This is a genomic window from Streptomyces sp. NPDC049627 (genome assembly GCF_044465645.1).
GTDB lineage: Bacteria > Actinomycetota > Actinomycetes > Streptomycetales > Streptomycetaceae > Streptomyces.
In genome coordinates this window covers 115,008-132,382 of record NZ_JBITLW010000020.1, presented here as the reverse complement: position 1 = coordinate 132,382, position 17,375 = coordinate 115,008, and the positions used below count along the sequence as shown (strand labels likewise).

At 72.7% G+C, this 17,375-nt stretch carries 11 protein-coding genes; 7 read left to right on the top strand and 4 right to left on the bottom strand.

The annotated features are described in order from the left end of the window. Window positions 1-8 precede the first annotated feature (8 nt). Both ACIBU0_RS40635 and ACIBU0_RS40630 read left to right on the top strand, forming a co-directional pair. On the top strand, window positions 9-2,951 hold the full coding sequence (locus tag ACIBU0_RS40635; protein WP_398828925.1) for an SUKH-4 family immunity protein: 2,943 nt from the start codon (window positions 9-11) through the stop codon (window positions 2,949-2,951). A gap of 253 nt (window positions 2,952-3,204) precedes the next feature. Continuing rightward, window positions 3,205-4,092, top strand: a complete 888-nt coding sequence (locus ACIBU0_RS40630; RefSeq protein WP_398828923.1) for a cellulose-binding protein — start codon at window positions 3,205-3,207, stop codon at window positions 4,090-4,092. A gap of 72 nt (window positions 4,093-4,164) precedes the next feature. On the opposite strand, the gene ACIBU0_RS40625 is transcribed toward ACIBU0_RS40630, so the two are convergent. Together ACIBU0_RS40625 and ACIBU0_RS40620 are read right to left on the bottom strand one after the other, a co-directional pair. Continuing rightward, window positions 4,165-5,775, bottom strand: coding sequence for a cation acetate symporter (locus ACIBU0_RS40625; protein ID WP_398828920.1), 1,611 nt, complete (start codon window positions 5,773-5,775; stop codon window positions 4,165-4,167). Then, window positions 5,772-6,209 carry a DUF485 domain-containing protein gene (locus ACIBU0_RS40620; protein ID WP_398828918.1) on the bottom strand — a complete coding sequence of 146 codons (438 nt, stop codon included), beginning with the start codon at window positions 6,207-6,209 and terminating at the stop codon, window positions 5,772-5,774. Before ACIBU0_RS40620 ends, ACIBU0_RS40625 begins: the two co-directional genes overlap by 4 nt. Before the next feature lie 286 nt (window positions 6,210-6,495). Between ACIBU0_RS40620 and ACIBU0_RS40615 the strand changes: the two genes are divergently transcribed. Genes ACIBU0_RS40615 through ACIBU0_RS40600 form a run of 4 tightly spaced genes read left to right on the top strand, consistent with a single transcriptional unit; the run spans window position 6,496 to window position 13,725 of the window. Beyond that, complete coding sequence (locus ACIBU0_RS40615; protein WP_398828916.1) at window positions 6,496-7,434, top strand: TIR domain-containing protein; 939 nt, start codon at window positions 6,496-6,498, stop codon at window positions 7,432-7,434. After that, entirely contained in the window at window positions 7,435-9,057 is a 1,623-nt protein-coding gene (locus ACIBU0_RS40610) for a hypothetical protein (protein ID WP_398828913.1), read from the top strand. Then, window positions 9,054-10,115 carry an AAA family ATPase gene (locus tag ACIBU0_RS40605; protein WP_398828910.1) on the top strand — a complete coding sequence of 354 codons (1,062 nt, stop codon included), beginning with the start codon at window positions 9,054-9,056 and terminating at the stop codon, window positions 10,113-10,115. Before ACIBU0_RS40610 ends, ACIBU0_RS40605 begins: the two co-directional genes overlap by 4 nt. A 7-nt stretch (window positions 10,116-10,122) precedes the next feature. Further along, window positions 10,123-13,725 carry an SAV_2336 N-terminal domain-related protein gene (locus tag ACIBU0_RS40600; RefSeq protein ID WP_398828908.1) on the top strand — a complete coding sequence of 1,201 codons (3,603 nt, stop codon included), beginning with the start codon at window positions 10,123-10,125 and terminating at the stop codon, window positions 13,723-13,725. Window positions 13,726-13,751: 26 nt separating this feature from the next. Here the strand turns inward: ACIBU0_RS40600 and ACIBU0_RS40595 are convergent, their stop codons facing one another. Then, entirely contained in the window at window positions 13,752-14,246 is a 495-nt protein-coding gene (locus ACIBU0_RS40595; RefSeq protein ID WP_398828906.1) for a GNAT family N-acetyltransferase, read from the bottom strand. A gap of 103 nt (window positions 14,247-14,349) precedes the next feature. Here ACIBU0_RS40595 and ACIBU0_RS40590 point away from each other — a divergent pair, with 103 nt between their 5' ends. Next, window positions 14,350-15,531 (top strand): alpha/beta hydrolase family protein, encoded by a 1,182-nt coding sequence (locus ACIBU0_RS40590; RefSeq protein ID WP_398828903.1) that lies wholly within the window; start codon window positions 14,350-14,352, stop codon window positions 15,529-15,531. Here ACIBU0_RS40590 and ACIBU0_RS40585 read toward each other — a convergent pair. Further along, window positions 15,512-17,056, bottom strand: coding sequence for an MFS transporter (locus tag ACIBU0_RS40585; protein ID WP_398828901.1), 1,545 nt, complete (start codon window positions 17,054-17,056; stop codon window positions 15,512-15,514). The two genes, ACIBU0_RS40590 and ACIBU0_RS40585, sit on opposite strands and share 20 nt — an antisense overlap. Between the last annotated feature and the right edge of the window lie 319 nt (window positions 17,057-17,375).

The window sequence follows — 17,375 nt, the reverse complement described above, 5'->3', positions numbered from 1 at the left end:
GCTTCGCGATGGTGACGTTCGCGCAGGCGCAGGAGCGCGCGGAAGAGTGGGTCAACGGGGATGTGCCGTCGTACCAGCATCGTGAGGTGCGGGTGCGGGAGTTCGAGCTCGGGTTCGTGGTGTGGGCCGAGGACCGCGCCGACGGGCCGCGTTCGGGCGGCGGCGAGCAGCGGCTGGTGATCGCCCGGGACAGCGGGGAGGCCACGTTGTGGCCTTCGCTGCCGGTGGGTGAGGTGATTCGCCGCTACGAGGAGGAGTACGGCCGTGCCGACGCGGCGGCCGAGCCGGCGCCGGCCGCTCCGGCTCGGGTGGATCTGAACCAGACGTCGTTCCTGCTGACTCCGCCGGAGTGGTTGCAGGAGGCGGCGGACAAGTTGGGGATCTCGGATCGCCGGGACGGGGGCTCCGGGGAGTCCGCGTCCGGTGGCGCCTCCGGGGGTGGGGCGCTTCCTGAGACGCAGGGTGGCGTTCCGGCGGGGGCGGCGACCGGCGGTTCGGGTTCGGGCTCGGGTGCGGCCGTGGCCGGTGTGCCGGAAGGCGCGACTCCTTGGACCGGGACGGACACGAGCGCCGATGCCCTTGAGGACCGTTCCGTGCCGTTGCCGGAAACGGTGTTCGCGCCGCCGTTGAGCGGTGACGACACCGCGCCGCCGGATGCCAAGACGGCGTTGATGTCGGGCGGCAGCCGGCTTCCGCCGACGGCGATCGAGCCGGGTGCGCCGGGTGGCGTGCCGCAGGGCAGCACGCCGCCGCCGGGTGTTCCGGCTCCGGGGGCGGGTGCAACGCCTCCGCCTCCGGCTGCGCCGGGTGGGCCGGCGTACGGGTATCCGCAGGGTGCGGGTGGGCCGGGTACGCCGCCGGGCGTCCCGGCGCCGGGTGCCGTGCCGCCGCCCGCGCCGTCCTACGGCTACCCGCAGGGCGGGCCCGCCGGTGGTCCGGGTGTGCCGCAGGCTCCGGGTGCTCCCGGGGCGCCGGGACGGCCGCTTGCGCCGAACGCCGAGGACATCGCCGATGCCGCGACGAGCAAGGCGGCGCCTCCGTCACGTGCGCGCGGTGGGGCGACGCCGCCTCCGCCGCCGGGTGCCCCGGGGACGCCGGGTGCGCGGGCGGGAGGTGCGCCTCCTCCGCCGCCGTCCGCTCCGGGGGTGCCGGGCGCGCCGGGTACGCCGGCGGGTGGGTACGTTCCGACGCAGCTCGTGTCGGCGCTGGGTCCGGACGGGCCCGAGGGTGCTGCTGGTCCCGGTGGGCCGCAGGGGCCGGGGGGCGCGAACGCTCCTGGCGCTCCGCAGCCGCCCGGTGTTCCGGGTGCTCCCGGGGCGCCGAATCCGCCCGGTGCGCCCCATCCGCCGGGTGCACCAGGCGGTACCCCTCCCGGCGGTGTGCATCATGCCGCCACGGTGCTGGCCGACCCGGGTCAGATGGGCGGTCCTCCGCAGCCTCCGGGCGCTCCGGGTGCTCCGCAGCCCCCGGGTGCCCCGCAGCCTCCCGGCGCCCCGGGCGCGCCCGGCGCTCCGGGCCCCCAGGGCTCGGCGGGCGCTGCTCAGGCTGCCGTTCACCATGCGGAGACGGTGTTGGCCGCGCCCCCGGTGGGCGGCCCCGGAGTCCCTCCGCCGCCGCAGGCGCCCGGCGCCCCCGGTATGCCTGCCGCTCCGGGCACCCCCGGTGCTCCCGGTATGCCTGCCGCTCCGGGCACCCCCGGTGCTCCCGGTATGCCTGCCGCTCCGGGCACCCCCGGCGCCCCCGGTGCTCCCGGCCCCTCCGGCGCTGCAGCCCCGCCCGCCCCTCCCGGCATGCCCGGCGCCCCCGGCATGCCCCCGGCCGCCCCGCAACGCCCCATGCCGCCAGGTGCCGTACCCCCACCGACCGGACAGCCCGGCCAGCCGGGGCATCCTGGACCGGCCCAGCCCCCCGCCCCCGGCCACCCGGGCGGCCCGACCCAACCCCCGGCCTACGGCTACCCCCACCACCCCACCGGCCAGCCCACCGTCGGCCCCGGCTACCAGGCCGTCCTGCGGTACCGGGCTCAGGACGGGTCCGAGCAGCAGCTGATCCGGCGTTCGGCGCCGGGGACGCCGCACCCGGAGTGGCAGATCTTCCATGAGCTGCGGGGTATGAACGTGCCGCCGGACCAGGTGCTGGAGCTGCACACGGAGTTGGAGTCGTGTGAGCTGCCGGGTGCGTACTGTGCGCGGATGATCCGGGAGCAGTGGCCGCAGGCGCGGATCACGAGCATTGCGCCGTACGGCACGGATCACGCGTCCCGGCAGCAGGGCATGCGGCAACTGCTCGCCCACCAGGGCGAGTTGCACCAGGTGGCCGACGGGCCCGCCCGGCCGGCACCGGTGCGTGCCCCGCTGCCGCAGGTGCAGGCGGCGCCGCCGATTCCGCCGGAGGGCGTGGCGCAGGAACTGGCCGGGGCGTTCGGGCCGGGGATCTTCCGGTTCGAGCAGGCCGCCGTGTCCCGGCAGGGCGTGCCGCCGGTCGTGGCGCACAGCCTGGTGGTCGGCGGTCTGCCGATGGACATGGGCCCGTTCTTCTGGGCGCAGGCCCAGCCGGGGCGGCCCGTTCCGACGCTGGCGGAGCTGGCGGCCGAGCGCGGGGTGCAGCCGGCGTCGGACGCGGGTTCGTACCTCGTCATGGGCAGCGACTTCGGCAAGGCGCTCTGTGTCCAGTACGGCACGGCGAACATCGTCGCCGTGCCGGTGGAGGCGGGCCCGGGCGGTGCGCCCGTACCGCCGCAGTTCGTGAACACGGGGCTGCCCGAGTTCCAGCGCTGCCTGGCGCTGCTGGGCCGGATGTGGCGTCTGCGCTTCGGCCTGAACCAGGAGCAGGCGGGCCGCTGGACCGTCGACTTCCAGGCCCAGCTGGCCTCCCTCGACCCGGCGGCGCTCGGCTCGCCGGAGAGCTGGTGGTCGGTGCTGCTGGAGCAGATGTGGGACGGGTTGCTGTGACGCCGCCCAGCCCCTCGTAGGCGTCACCCGGCTGCCGCTGACGGCGGCGTGCGGGTGTGAAAGGGCCGGCTCTCGGTTGTGCGACCGGAGCCGGCCCTTTCGTATGCGCCCGTTCGCGCTTTTCGTGGGGGTCTTCGTGCGTCCGCCCGTGTCCCGTGCGCGGAGTGTCGCGTTATGAACGCTTCCGTCCGATACATCAAGATGTGCGCTAAATCATCATTTCGCATCCGTTCGGAGCGGAGAGGGGTTCAGGATGAGCAGCGCACCGGTCTCGCTCTACGACTTCCCGGTCGTACGGGGGCGCGGCTACCGTCCCGACCAGGTCGACGCCTATGTCGCCGCCCTCTTCCAGGACCGTGACGCCGCCTGGGAACGGGCCGCCCGCCTCACCGTGCTCGCCAGGGAGATGGAGGAGGAGGCGGAGGAGCTGCGGGAGACGGTGGCGCAGCTGGCCCCGCAGACGTACGAGACGCTCGGGGAGGGTGCGCGGCGAATCTTCGAGCTGGTGCAGGAGGAGGCCGCGGCGGTGCGGGAGCGGGCGCGCCAGGAGGCGCAGCGGCTGGTGGAGGAGGCGCAGGCGTACGCGGAGGAGATGCGGGACGCGGCCCGGGCGTACGCCGACGCCCTGGGCGCCGAGGCCGACGAATGCGCCCGTCAGCGGCTGCTCGCGGCACGCGCGGAGGCGGGCGAGATCCGTCTTGCCGCCAAGCGTGCCTTGAAGGACGGGCGCGGGGAGGTGCTCGGCCCGTTGCGCGAGGTGCGGCGGCGCACGACCGGGTTGCTCGCCGAGCAGGACAAGGAGCAGGCGGAGCGGTGGGCGGAGGCCGAGCGGGAGGTCGAGGAGCGGCTGGCCGCGCTGGAGGCGTCGGAGGCGGAGCGGGCGGTGCGGGCCGAGGCCTCGGTGACGGAGGCGCAGCAGGTGCTCACGGAGGCGGAGGCGGCGGCGGAGCGGTTGCAGGAGGAGGCCCGCGCACATGCGGAGGAGCTGGTCGCCCAGGCCCAGCGGCAGGCGGAGGAGATCGCCCGGGAGACGGAGCGGGTCCTGCACGAGCACGGGAAGATGTGGGACGAGGTCCGCAAGAACATGGATCAGATGCGCAACAGCCTGGCGACGCTGACACGGCAGGCGGCCCTGGAGTGAGCCGCCCCGGGGGACCCGCCCGCCGCTGACCGCTGACCGCTGACCGCTGACCGCTGCCCTCCGTCGCGCCGCTCAACTCCCCTTCCGCACCGCCCCCGCCAGGATCCACCCCTCCACCGCCTCGTACTGCCGCCGCTGCTCCTCGACCTTCGCCCGCCCCGACACGACCGTCCCCAGCCACCCGAAGAGGAACCCGGCCGGAATCGACACCAGCCCCGGCGTCGTGAACGGGAACCAGTTGAAGTCGGCGTCGGGGAAGGCCGAGATCGGCGATCCGGACACCAGGTTGGTCCCCGGCATCAGAATCACCACCACCATCGAGCCGCCGATCAGCGTCCACAGCAGACCGGCCCGGGTGTACCGGCGCCAGAAGAGGCTGTAGACGAGGGCGGGGGCGATGGCGGAGGCGCCCAGGCTGAAGGACAGCGTCACCAGCGGCTGCAGGCTGCGGTGCTGGACCATCGTCGCCAGCACGATCGCCAGGACGCCGATCCCGAGCGCCGACAGCCGCGCCAGCGTCATCTCGTGGCGCGCGGACATCTCCCGTACCCGGGCGGCGAACAGATCGTGGGCGAGGGAGTTCGCGCAGGCGAGGATCATGCCCGCGACCGAGGCGAGCACGGTGAGGAAGATGGCCGTGGTGACCGCCGTGAACAGGAACGACTCCGCGGTCGAGACCTCGGCGCCGAAGACGGCCCTGGAGCCCAGCAGATACGCCGTGTTGCCCTGCGGGTCCGCCGCGGCGATCACCTCGCGTCCGATCAGCGCCGTCGCGCCGAAGCCGACCACCGTGATCATCAGCACGAACACGGCCACGCTCGACACCGCCCAGGACATCGACCGCCGCACCTGACGCGCACCGCTCGCCGTGTACGTGCGCATGGTGATGTGCGGCAGAACCGCACCGCCGAGGACGACCGCGAGCTGGGAGCTGATCATGTCGAGGCGGGGATACGACCCGCCCGCGAACTGCAGCCCCGACTCCAGGAACGCCGGGCCGACCCCGCTGCGCTCGGCCGCCGCGTCGAACAGCGCGCCCGGGTCCCAGTCGAACCGCCGCAGCACCAGGACGGCGACCACGGCCCCCGAACCGAGCAGCATGACCATCTTCAGGATCTGGATGAGTGCCGTGCCCTTCATCCCGCCGATGGCGGCATAACTGATCATCAGCACACCCAGCCCGACGATGCACCCGGTCTTCAGGGAGTCCCCCGAGAATCCCAGGATGAAGGCGAGCAACTGCCCGGTCCCGGCCAGCTGTACCAGCATCAGCGGCAGCAGCGCGGCCAGCGTCACCGCGCACGCCGCGACCCGTACGCCCCGTCCCGGCATACGGCGTGTCAGCGCGTCGCCCATCGTGAACCGGCCCGCGTTGCGCAGGGGTTCGGCCAGCAGGAACATCAGCAGCATCAGCGACAGGGCCGTGCTCAGGGCCAGCACGATGCCGTCGTAGCCGCACAGCGCGACCACGCCGGTCGTGCCCAGGACGGTCGCCGCGCTGATGTAGTCGCCCGCGATCGCCAGGCCGTTGCGCATGGGGGACAGGGAGCTGTAGCCCGTGTAGAACTCGTCGAGGTCGTCCCGGTCCGGGCCCGTCATCACGCACAGCAGCAGCGTGATGGTGGCCACCGCGCAGAACGCGACCAGTGACATCGCCTGCGCGTTTCCAGTGAAGTCCGTCATCGCCGCGTCCCCCGCTTCCCCGCCTCACGCTTGGCGTCGACCTCGGCCTCCTTGCGGATACGGTCCGCGAGCGGGTCGACGTAACGGCGCGCGGTGTGCTCGTACAGCGCTATGGCCAGCCAGGTGACGGGCAGTTGCAGCAGCGCGAGCAGCAGGCCGGCGGGCAGTCCGTCGGTGACCGTGCTCGTCATGAACCCGGGCGCGAAGGCGGACAGGATCAGAAAGAGGGTGAAGTACCCGAGCGCGGTGAGCGTCGCCACCCGCCGCTGCCAGCGGTAGGCGGTACGCAGGATCCGCAGGTCGCTGTGGTGCCCGAGGGGCGGGTGGTCCGGGGTGCGGTGGCGTGGGGGTGAGGGGGGTTCCGGCGGGATGGGGGGTTGCCAGGGGTAGGTGGCGTACGACGGATACGGATGCGACTCGTGCGGGGAGGACATCCCGGTGCTCCTTGCGTGGCTCGGGTCCGGTGCGGCGGACCGCAGGGAGGTGGGGGGCGGGCGTACGGAGTCAGGCAGGTTACTTCGCGGTATCGGGAGCGCGCGGGGTTTTCATCAAACTGAGCGGTCGGTATGCGCTTACTACGCCGAACCACGTCTGACCTGGGGTGTTACCCCCGTTAACTCGGACTTTTGAACTGCCGGGACGAACCGGCCGTCCCGCAGCCGTCGTTGAGACATCATGGATCCACTCGTGGTGGTGCGTGTGAGGCGAGGGGGAGGCCACATGAGTCAGGTGCCGATGCCGGGACAGGTGTTCATCTCGTACGCCCACGACGACGACAAGCACGTCGAGCACGTCCGGGAGTTCTACCGGTTCCTGCGCGACCGCGGGATCGAGGCCGATCTGGACCTGCCTGCCGGGGAGCGGCGTCAGGACTGGGCGCTGTGGATGCTGCGCGGCATCCGGGACAGCCGGCATGTGATCGTCGTCGCCTCACCCGAGTACAAGCGGCGCGCGGAGGGCGACGCCCGGCCCGGTGAGGGCGCCGGCGTGCAGTGGGAGGCGCGGCTGCTGCGCACTCTCGTGTACGAGGATCCCGCCGCCGCCCTGGACCGGATCGTGCCCGTCGTCCTGCCCGGTGGTTCCCGCACCGATCTGCCCCTGTGGCTGGGCGGGAGCACCCACACGCACTACACCGTCGGGGAGTTCAGCGACGCCGGTGCGGAGCCGCTGCTTCGGCTGCTGACCGGTCAGCCGTACGAGACGGTTCCGGAGCTGGGGGACGTGCCCGAGCTGCCGTCGCGTGAACAGGCGGGGGCCGCCCGGTCGTCGGCGCCGACCGCCCCGGTCGCGGCACCGGCACCGGCACGGGTGCCGGCGCTGCAGCCCCCGCCCGCCGCCTTCGCGTTTCCCGAGCACCGGGCCCTGGTCGACGCCCTGATGGGCTGCCCGGCACTGCACCGGCTCGGCTCCCGGCACGAACTCCTCGACGTGATGGGCGAGTTCCTTGGCCTGGGCCGGCCCTTCGATGTGCCCGAGTCCTCGGACGCCCGGACGCATCTGCGCGCGCTCGTCCGCCGTACCGCACGGACGACCCTGACGGCCGACGCGGCCCTGAAGGCCCTGGGCCTCGCCCTCGACGAGATCGAGCCGGACGACCTGGGCACCGGACGGGTGCGGGACGTGCTGACGGCGTCGGGGATCGCGCTCGGGGAGGCCTGAGTGTTCGCACGGCCCGCGCGGTTCGGCGGCCGCATGGCCCACCGGGCCGCCCTGTGGAGAACGGACCGGCAGCTGCTGGAGTTCCTGCTGGACGTCGAACGGCTCCACCAGCGTGAGAACCGGCATGAACTCCTGCGTCTGATGGGTGACTTCCTCGATCTCGGCCGCCCTTTCGAGGTGCCCGAGTCCTCGGACACCCGGACGCATCTCCGGGCTGTTGTGCGCGCGGCCCGGGAGCGTCCCGGGGCGCTGGGCGCGTTGGGGGAGGTGGTGCACGAGATGGAGCCGGACGACATCGCCGCCGCGTGGTTCCGGCTCATGATCACGGTACTGACCGCGTCGAACGGCCCGCTGCCGGCCGATCTCATGCTGGACATCATCACCGAAGCGCGCAACCAGCCGGGCGACTTCGAGGCGGCACGCAGCCGGTACGTCGCCCAACGCCACAGCACCCCTCGGCCGCTGAACGGCACCTCTCTGCCGCAGGTGCTGCTCCAGCTCTACGACGCACGCGTGCCCGCCGCCGACCCCGCCGCGCCGCGCAGAGAACTCCTGCGCTTCCTGCGGCTGCTGACCGAAGAGCCCATGAAGCCGGGCCTCGCCCGCCTGCTCGCCTCCGTCCTCGGCCCCGACCCGGAAGGACTGCGGGCGTCCGGTCCCGAGACGGCACCGGCCGACGGCGAACGCCAGATCATCATCCAGATACGGGTCGAGGAGGAGGGCCCCCCGACCGACCTCCCGCCCGCGCACCGCCACTACTCCCTGCGCGGCCACTACTACGAGCGCCTCGGCGACAACCGCCCCGTCCACCGCGGCTCGCAGTCCCTGCCCGACCTGTTCACCGGCGAGGAACTGGCAGCACGCGGCCGTGCCTTCCTGGCCGGCTGGCAGGAACCGACGCAGATGGCCCGGGGTGTGAGCAAGCGGGTCGAGTTCCTGCTGCCGCACTCCCTGCTCGGCCATCCCGCCGAGACCTGGCCCGGCGGCGTGGCCGACGTGCCGATCAGCCACACCTGCCAGGTCGTCGTACGGTCCCTGACCCGTTACAAGGACAGCTCGGTGCATGACGAGTGGCTGCACCGCTGGAACGCCCTGGACCGAGACTGCTCGCCGGGCGATGCGCTGGACCGCATCGCCTGGATGGGCCCGGGCACGCCCGGGGGGACGACCTACGCCGAGAACCCGGCTGCCCCGCCCTGCAGTTGGCCGGCCGGCAAGTACCCGTCCCTGCGGCTGACCGACCCCGCCGATGTCGCCGACTGGCTGGAGAAGCACCGCGACCTGTCCTGCCTGGGCCTGGCCGCACCGTACGACCACGACGACGCCCTCATCCGGGACGCCGTACGCGACGCCCTGCTGCTGGACGGCGTCCCCGTGATGGTCTGGCGGCGCGACGCGGCCGACCCGGAAGGGCTGCTGGAGGCGTTGCGCAACGGGCAGCCGCCCGCCCTCCTGGCCGAGCTGCCGCACAGCGTCCACCACGTGCGCAAGCGCGGAGGACGGCGTCGCGCGCACGGCGTGCACGACCAGATCACCCTGCTGTGGGACGACCCGACGTGCGTCTTCAGCGGCCAGGACCAGCAGATGACCGGCACCCGCGGGGCCGACGGAGGAGCAGCATGACGAGCAAGCCGCACTGGTGGGTCTACGAGGGGACCGGCACCCCGCACGACGGCATCGAGCGCCTGCCCGCGGCACCCCCCTGGCGGGCCTTCCGGCACGGCGGCGCACAGCCCGCACGGCTGCTAGACACCCCGGACGCGCCCGACGACGACGCCGTCCAGCGTCACCTCGGCCGGGCCGGGCAGGGCGCCGCGTATCAGGCGGGCGAGCGGGAGAAACACCTCGTGAACCTCGCCCTGCACCTGCGCCGCCCGCTGCTGCTCACGGGCAAGCCCGGCACCGGCAAGTCCACGCTCGCGTACGCCGTCGCGCACGAGCTGAACCTCGGGCCCGTGCTGCGCTGGCCCATCACCAGCCGCACCACGCTCAAGGACGGACTGTACGAGTACGACGCGGTTGGCCGCCTCTACGACGCCGGGCTGCGCAATCCCGGCCCCCTCGCGCGACGCGGTGACGAGGCGCCCGAGCCGCCGGACATCGGCAAGTACCTGTGGCTCGGCCCGCTCGGGACGGCACTGCTGCCGTGGAAGCGTCCCCGGGTGCTGCTGATCGACGAGATCGACAAGAGCGACATGGACTTCCCGAACGACCTGCTGAACGTCTTCGAGGAGGGCGAGTACGTCATCCCCGAGCTGGCCCGGCTCGGGAAGCGGGAACAGACGGTACGGACCGCCGACCGCACGGAGGTGACGGTCAAGGGCGGTGAACTGGCCTGCGCACAGTTCCCGTTCGTGGTGCTGACCAGCAATGAGGAACGCGAGTTCCCGATGGCGTTCCTGCGCCGCTGCATCCGGCTGGAGACCGCGGCGCCGGACCGCGAACGGCTGACCGGCATGGTCGCGGCCCACCTCGGCGCACCAGGGGCGAACGGAAGCGGAACCGCCCGGATGCGGGCCGAACTCATCGGCCAGTTCCTCGCCAAGCAGCGGGAGTCGGGCGTGCTGGCCAACGACCAGCTGCTGAACGCGCTCCTCATGGCCGAGCGCGGCCTGTGGGACGACGACACGGGGCGGGCCCTGCTCGGCGAGGACCTGCTGCGACCGCTGGACGGGGACTGAGCCGGGCGTGACGGGGGCTGAGGGGTTCGGTGGTGACGACGTCCTGCGCGAGGAGCTCGCCCGTCTCCTGGGCTCCGCGGGCGCGCCGGACGCGGCGGACGCGCTCGACGCGCTGTGGATCGCCCGGCTCAGCGGGCTGGAACCGGTGGACTGGTCGCTCCTCGGCGACGGCACGGACCCGACGGCGCCCCTGACGCCGGCGGACCCCCCGTCCGCACGGCCGGACGACGACTCCGCCCCCGACGGCACCGGCGACCCCGACCCCCCGTCCGCTCGCCTCCACCTCCCCGCCGCACCCGACGGCACCGCCCCCGCCCGCCCCCGCGGCGCGCACGCCATCCGCGTCGCCCAGCCCCGGGCCCTCCCCGCCACCCTCGCCCTCAAGCGGGCACTGCGCCCCCTGCGCCAGACGGTCCCGTCGGCTCACGCACGCACCCTCGACGTGGCGGCCACCGCCGCGGCCTCCGGTGACACCGGCCTGCTCCTGCCCGTACTGCGCCCCGCCGACGAACGCCGGTTCTCCGCCGACCTGTTGATCGACACAGGGACGACCATGACGGTGTGGCGCCGCCTCGGCGACGAACTGCGCACCCTGCTCGCCCGGCACGGCGCGTTCGCCGACGTCCGCGCGTGGGCGCTGCAGACCGACGGCCCCGAGCCGACCCTGGCCCCCTTCCGGCGGGCCGCGCAGGCCACGTCGCCCACGCGCCGCTGGCGGCAGACGCTCGCGGATCCCACCGGGCGACGAGCGGTGCTCGTCCTGACGGACGGCGTCGGCCCGGCCTGGTACGGCAGCGAACTGTGCGACACCCTGGCCGACTGGTCCCGGCGCCGCCCCGTCACCGCGCTCCAGGTCCTGCCCAGCCGGCTGTGGCACCGAACGGCCCTGCGCACGGTGCCGGTACGGGCCCGGGGCACGGAGGCGACCCGCGCCACGATCGAGGTCCGCTCGTCGGGTCCGCTGCCGGGTGTCGCCCGAGGCCGCGCGGGCGACGCCGACCGGGCACGCATCCGCTGGCTGCCGGTGCTGGAGGTGGCCGGTGACTGGCTCGACCCGTGGGCCCGGCTCGTGTCCGGCCGTACGACGGACTGGGTGCCGCTGCTGGCCGCCCCGCTGACGGTCGTCGACCGCCCCGTCCCGTCCCTCGCGTCCGACGAGCCGAGCACCCCGGCCGCCTGGGTCGAACGCTTCGAGGAGGGATACACACCGGAGGCCTTCCGGCTGCTGCGCCTGCTGTCCGCCGCGCCGCTCAGCCTGCCGGTGATGCGCCTGGTGCAGCGCACCATGCTCCCGGCCTCGACGCCCATGCACCTCGCCGAGATCTTCCTCTCCGGCCTCCTCGTACGGCGGACTCCGGCCGAGCCCGGTGAGGACCCCGACCGTGTCCTGTACGACTTCCGGCCCGGTGTCCGCGAGGCGCTGCTGGACCGGCTGACCCGCACGGAGTCGCTGCGCGTGTGGGGGCAGGTGAGCAAGCGGGTGGCGACGACCCTGGGCGGGGTCACCGACTTCGGGGCGTTCGGGGAGAGCGACGGCGCACTGGAGGGACGCGAACTGCCGGAGGACAGCAGGGCGTTCGCGGAGGTGGAGCTGGCGGTCATCGGCGGGATCGGCGGGGACCACGGGGAGGTGGCGGCGCGGCTGGGGTGGGGCGCGGGGGCGGCGGACGCGGGGCCGGGGGAGCGGGAGCGGAGCCGGAGGCCCTGGCTGTTCTCGTGGCGGCGGTGGAGACGGGAGTCGGGCGGGGGCGGGTCGGTAGCCGACGGCGAATCGAAGCCGGCCGGTGCCGCGGAAGCGGTCGATGCGTCTCCGACACCTGATCTGGCGCCGCTTCAGGTCCCTTGGCCGCCGCCGCATTACGTATCGCGGCCTGAGGACGGCGACGTCGTGAGAGCGATCCACAGGGTCGTGGAGCTGCGGGACCCGGAGCATTCGGTTCGGGGCGCAGAAACGTGCGTGATCCAAGGAGACCAAGGGGTCGGCAAGTCCTCGCTCGCCGCCATCTGCGCGCTCTACGCGGCCGGTCGCTTCGAAAAGGTCCGGTGGATCCGTGCCCACAATCGTGAGGTCCTGCTGGAAGATCTCACGACCCTCGCCCGTGAGCGAGGCGTTCATCGGGCCACGGACGGTTTCTTCCCCACCGAACTACTGCACGACCTCCGCGTCAGCCTGGGCCGCGACCGGCGCTGGCTGCTGGTCTATGACGGCGTGACCTCGGAGACGTTCGCCCCCCGGCCGGGCGATCCGCCAGGGGCGACGACGCTGTGCCTGCCGCCCTACGGCTACGGCGGTGTGCTGGTGACCGTGTCCGAAGGCGCGCATTGGCCGGGCGCGACGGGTACGACGGTGAGGCTGGAGGACTTCACCACCGAGCAGGCATTGACGTATCTGCGGAAGGCGCTCGACGGACATCGCGGGGAGCTCTGGCACGAAGATGGCGAGTTGGACGATCTGGTCGCCGTCGCGGGAACGAATCCACTGCGCTTGACGCAGCTGGTGGAGAGGCTGGCGGCGACCCGTCAGCCAGTCGTCCACCATCTCCAGGATCTGCTGGTGGGCCGGGTGGGAGACGGCTTCCTGCGCTCGCTGGTGCGGATCACCAAGAACGGTAGGTTCTTCGGCACGGGGATCGCCGTGACACCGGACACCGTACTGACGGCCGGACGCGTACTGGACACTGTGGGTCTTCGTGTCCACGATCGGGGCGGTGAGGACTTTCGTGTGATCCGGTCGCATATGCGAGGGATGGCACCCGGACTGATCCTCCTGGAAACCGAAGAAGATGTCCTCACAGCGGTGCCGCCCTCGCGCCCCGACAGCAAAGCCGTCGTCGCGGTGTGGCTTGAGCAGTACACGATGGCCCTGCGCGCCGCCTCCTCCAGGACACACCCGCTTCCTCACGGCGCGGTACTGATCGACGCAGACGGCAGGCTGCGCTCGATGGTGGTGCCCACGGCTGAGGGCACGGCGAGGGCCGACGTCACCCCGGAACTCATCAACAGACTCCCGATGCCGCGCCGTAAGCCGCCAGAGCTGCTGTTCTATCTGAGCTACGCCCGTTCACCCGAGGAGAGTCGGGGGCCGGTCGACCACTTCCTCGACGATCTGTCGGCGCAGCTCTCGGACCTGACGCAGTCACGGGTGTTGGGCCACGCCTTCGACGTACCGGAAGACCTGGGCTGGCAGGAGTCGATGTCCCGTGCGCTGGCTCATGCCCACGTCTTCGTCCCCCTCTACTCCGCCGGCTACTTCAGAAGCGAAGTGTGCGGCAGGGAGTGGGATGCCTTCAGCCGAGGGCGGCAGCTCAGGGGAGAACGCCCGGCGATCGTCCCCGTGCTCTGGGAGCCGACCACCTCCGTGCGACTGCCACCCGTGGCCCGGAACATCTCGCCGAGGACCTGGTTCGTCGAGGAGAGTGCTTACGCCGACGTGGGCCTGAGCAGACTGTGGGAAGGCTCGTTCCGCGAGTACCGGCGCGTGGTGCAGCAGATCGCCAGGACCATCGTCGAAGTGGCTCGGGACACCCGGCTTCGCTCCCGTGACCCCCGCCTGTTTCACGAGATGCGCGACGAGTGGCGCAATGTCTTCGAGGCGGGAGAGGAGCCCTAGCCGGCGGGGTTTGCGCTGTCGCCCTGTCAGTGCCCGAGACGCGAGCGCCCATAACGGACCCCGGGCCGGCCATCGATGGTGATGTCCTCCACGGCGGTGAAGGCGTTCCGCTCCAGAACGGCCCGGGATGCCAGGTTGTCCAGGGTGGTGACCGCGACCAGGGATGTCAGCCCGTACGCCGTCCCGGCCAGCCGGCACACCTGCGCGACCGCGGCCGTGGCGACGCCCTTGCCCGCCGCCTGTTCGCCGATCCGGTATCCCAGCTCGGCGGACGCGTCGGCGACATCGATGAGGTTCACCCGGCCTATGAGCTCCCCCTCGACGTCCAGCACGACGTGGAAGTGGCAGATCCCGGCGTCCTGTTCAGCCAGCAGCGCCGCGTGCCTGGCGGCGAACCCGGCAGGCGTGAAGTAGGCGTCCCCGCGGTCCGGGATCGAGCGGGCGAAGTACGCGCGGTTCTCCCGCTCGAAGGCCAGCAGGGCGTCCGCGTGGTCGGCGCGTAGGCGCTCCAGGGTCGGCATGGCGGTCAGGGTATGCCCGTACTTCCGAGGTCGCACGGGGGTTTCCGGGAAGGCGACCGCAGGATGACGCCAGGTCAGCGGCGTGCCGCCTAGCGTTCCCGGCATGAACAGATCACGCCTCTTAGTGGTCGCGGCGTCCGCGGCGGTGCTCGCGCTCGGACCGGCCCTGACCCTCCCGGCCGTCGGCGCGGAGTCCCCCTCCGCCGCAGCCGCTTCCGTCGCCTCCGAATCGTCCGCCTCCTCCGCCGCCGTATCGGCCCGACTGCCCCGACCCACCGGGACGCACGCCGTGGGCCGCACCACCCTCCACCTCGTCGACCAGGACCGGCCGGACCCCTGGGTGCCCTCCGCCGGCGCCCGTCAGCTGATGGTGTCCCTGTACTACCCCGCACGCCCCGGCACGGGCGGACCGACCGCTGCCTACATGACCCTCGAAGAGGCCCGGCACCTGCTGGAGCTGAGGAACGTCGCCGTCCCGCCGGAGACGATCAGCGGCGTCCGTACCTGGGCGCACACCGACGCGCGCCCCGCGCCCGGCAGGTTCCCGCTCGTCGTGCTCTCGCCCGGGTTCACGTTGCCGCGCGCCACGCTCACCGGTCTCGCCGAGGACCTGGCCAGTCGTGGGTACGTCGTCGCACTGGTCGACCACCCGTACGAGAACTCCGGTACGACGCTGCCCGACGGGCAGACGCTGCCGTGCGCCATCTGCGACGTGCCTCCCTCGGACAACGGCTCGGCCGTCGCCGAGAGCCGGGCCCAGGATGTCTCCTTCGTGCTCGACCGGCTTACCGGTCGCCATCCGGCGTGGCGGTACGCGCGCGTGATCGACGCCAAGCGGATCGGCATGGCGGGGCATTCCATCGGCGGCAACGCCGCCGCCGCGACGATGGCCGCCGACGCGCGCGTGCGGGCCGGTGTGAACATGGACGGCACCTTCTTCGCCCCGGTGCCCGCCACCGGTCTCGACGGCCGCCCCTTCCTGATGTTCGGGGCCAAGGACAGGCCACCGCTCGACACGACGTGGGACCAGACCTGGTCCGACCTGGACGGCTGGAAGCGCTGGCTCTCGGTCACCGGGGCCGACCACGGCTCCTTCACCGACGTACCGCTCCTCGCGGACCTGGTGGGCATCCCCGACACCGCACCGATGCCCTATCTGCGCTCGCAGGCCCTCACGCGCGCGTACGTCGCCGCATTCTTCGACCTGCACCTGAAGGGCGTCCCACAGCCCTTGTTCGACGGACCGTCGCCGGACAATCCCGAGGTCAGCGTTCGTCTTCCCTGACGACATCCTCGCTGAGCACCGGGAACCGTCTCGGCGCCAGCAGCAACAGCACCAGGAAGGCCAGCGCCGCCGCGCAGGACGCCCCCAGATACACGGCGTGCACCGCGTCGGCGATGGCCCGCCGGGTGGCCTCCGGGGCCCTGCCGCCGGAGTCCAGGGCCCGGGTGACCGAGTCCAGGTCGCCCGCCCCGCCGAGTCGCGACGCCAGCACGCCGTTCGCGACCGCGCCGAAGAGCGCCGCGCCCACCGTCTGCCCGGTCTGGCGGCAGAACAGCACCGACGCCGTGGTCGTCCCCCGCTCCGACCACCCCACCGTCGACTGCACGCCCACGATCAGCGGCAGTTGGAACAATCCCAGCGCCGCCCCCAGCAACAGCATCAGCAGCGTCGGCTGCCACGCCTGCCCGGGGTAGGGCAGGAACAGGAACGCCAGCAGGATCAGCGACGCCGACCCGACCCCCAGCATCGCGGTGTTCCGGAACCCGATCCTTCGGTACACGTGCTGACTGAACGCCGCCGACACCGGCCAGCTCAACGTCCAGACGGACAGCACGAATCCGGCCGCCACCGGGGCCAGCCCGAGCACCGACTGGGCGTACGTCGGCAGGAACACCGTGGGCGCCACCATCAGCAGCCCCAGCGCGCCCAGCGCGAGATTCACCGCCGCGATCGTCCGGCGGCGCCACACCCAGCCCGGGATGATCGGGTCGGCCGCCCGGCGCTCCACCACCACCACGAGCGCCGCGAGTGCGAGTCCCGTACCGAAGAGGGCGAGCGACGGTCCCGACAGCCATGGCCACGCGACCCCGCCCTGCACCAGCGCCGTCAGCAGCGCGCCCCCGCACGCGAACACCGCCAGCGCGCCCGCCCAGTCCACACGCGCGCGCGTGCCCGTCGTATCCGCATCCTTGCCGGCCGTGTCCCGCTGCGGCTCGTGCAGGTGGCGGACGATCAGCCACAACGCCACCGCCCCGATCGGCAGGTTGATCAGGAAGATCCAGCGCCAGTTCGCGTACGCCGCCAGGACCCCACCCAGGCCGGGGCCGGCCACCGCCGACACCGCCCACACCGTGGACAGCTTGGACTGGATCTTCGGGCGCTCCTTGAGCGGGTACAGATCGGCGGCCAGCGTCTGCACGGTGCCCTGGAGGGCCCCGCCGCCCAGCCCCTGCACGATCCGGAACGCGATCAGCGCCCCCATGTTCCAGGCCACCGCGCACAGCAGCGACCCCAGCAGGAACAGCGCGGCGCCCGCGATCAGCACCGGCTTGCGGCCGAAGGTGTCGGAGAGCTTGCCGTACACCGGGAGGGTCACGGTCACGGCCAGCAGATATCCGGAGAACAGCCAGGAGAAGACCGAGAAGCCGCCCAGGTCGCCGACGATCTGCGGTACGGCCGTGGAGACGATGGTGGCGTCGAGAGCCGCCAGCGCCATCGCGAGCATCAGGGCCGCGACCACGGCCGCGCGGTTGTCGGTACCGGTGTGCTGTGCGGTGTCGCGTATCGCGGGTGTCGTACTGCCCACCGGGTTCCCCTCGTTTTGCTGTCCCCTGCAACTATCTGCCGCGGAACAGCTTCCCACTTGACCCTCACGTTGCGGGAGGGCGGAGCCTGGATGCATCCGAGGGGGGAGACGACCCCTAGGCGGCCTCCACCGAAGGGTGGACAGCCCCTAGGGGGACCTCCGTATCAGGTCTCGGGGAGGGTTGGTACCGGCGGAGGACGAGACGCCAGGGGGGTCGTCCTTAACCTGGCTTCACGCCGCTGGGGGGCGGTTGACCGAACCGGCGGGGGTGGGGTTTTCCCCCGTACAAGACGGGGCTCGGCACCAGCGCGCCGGACCC

Coding starts and splice junctions, on each gene's coding strand:
- ACIBU0_RS40635 (WP_398828925.1), top strand. CDS start 9: ATGGTGACGTTCGCGCAGGCGCAGGAGCGCGCGGAAGAGTGGGTCAAC.
- ACIBU0_RS40630 (WP_398828923.1), top strand. CDS start 3,205: ATGAGCAGCGCACCGGTCTCGCTCTACGACTTCCCGGTCGTACGGGGG.
- ACIBU0_RS40625 (WP_398828920.1), bottom strand. CDS start 5,775: ATGACGGACTTCACTGGAAACGCGCAGGCGATGTCACTGGTCGCGTTC.
- ACIBU0_RS40620 (WP_398828918.1), bottom strand. CDS start 6,209: ATGTCCTCCCCGCACGAGTCGCATCCGTATCCGTCGTACGCCACCTAC.
- ACIBU0_RS40615 (WP_398828916.1), top strand. CDS start 6,496: ATGAGTCAGGTGCCGATGCCGGGACAGGTGTTCATCTCGTACGCCCAC.
- ACIBU0_RS40605 (WP_398828910.1), top strand. CDS start 9,054: ATGACGAGCAAGCCGCACTGGTGGGTCTACGAGGGGACCGGCACCCCG.
- ACIBU0_RS40595 (WP_398828906.1), bottom strand. CDS start 14,246: ATGCCGACCCTGGAGCGCCTACGCGCCGACCACGCGGACGCCCTGCTG.
- ACIBU0_RS40590 (WP_398828903.1), top strand. CDS start 14,350: ATGAACAGATCACGCCTCTTAGTGGTCGCGGCGTCCGCGGCGGTGCTC.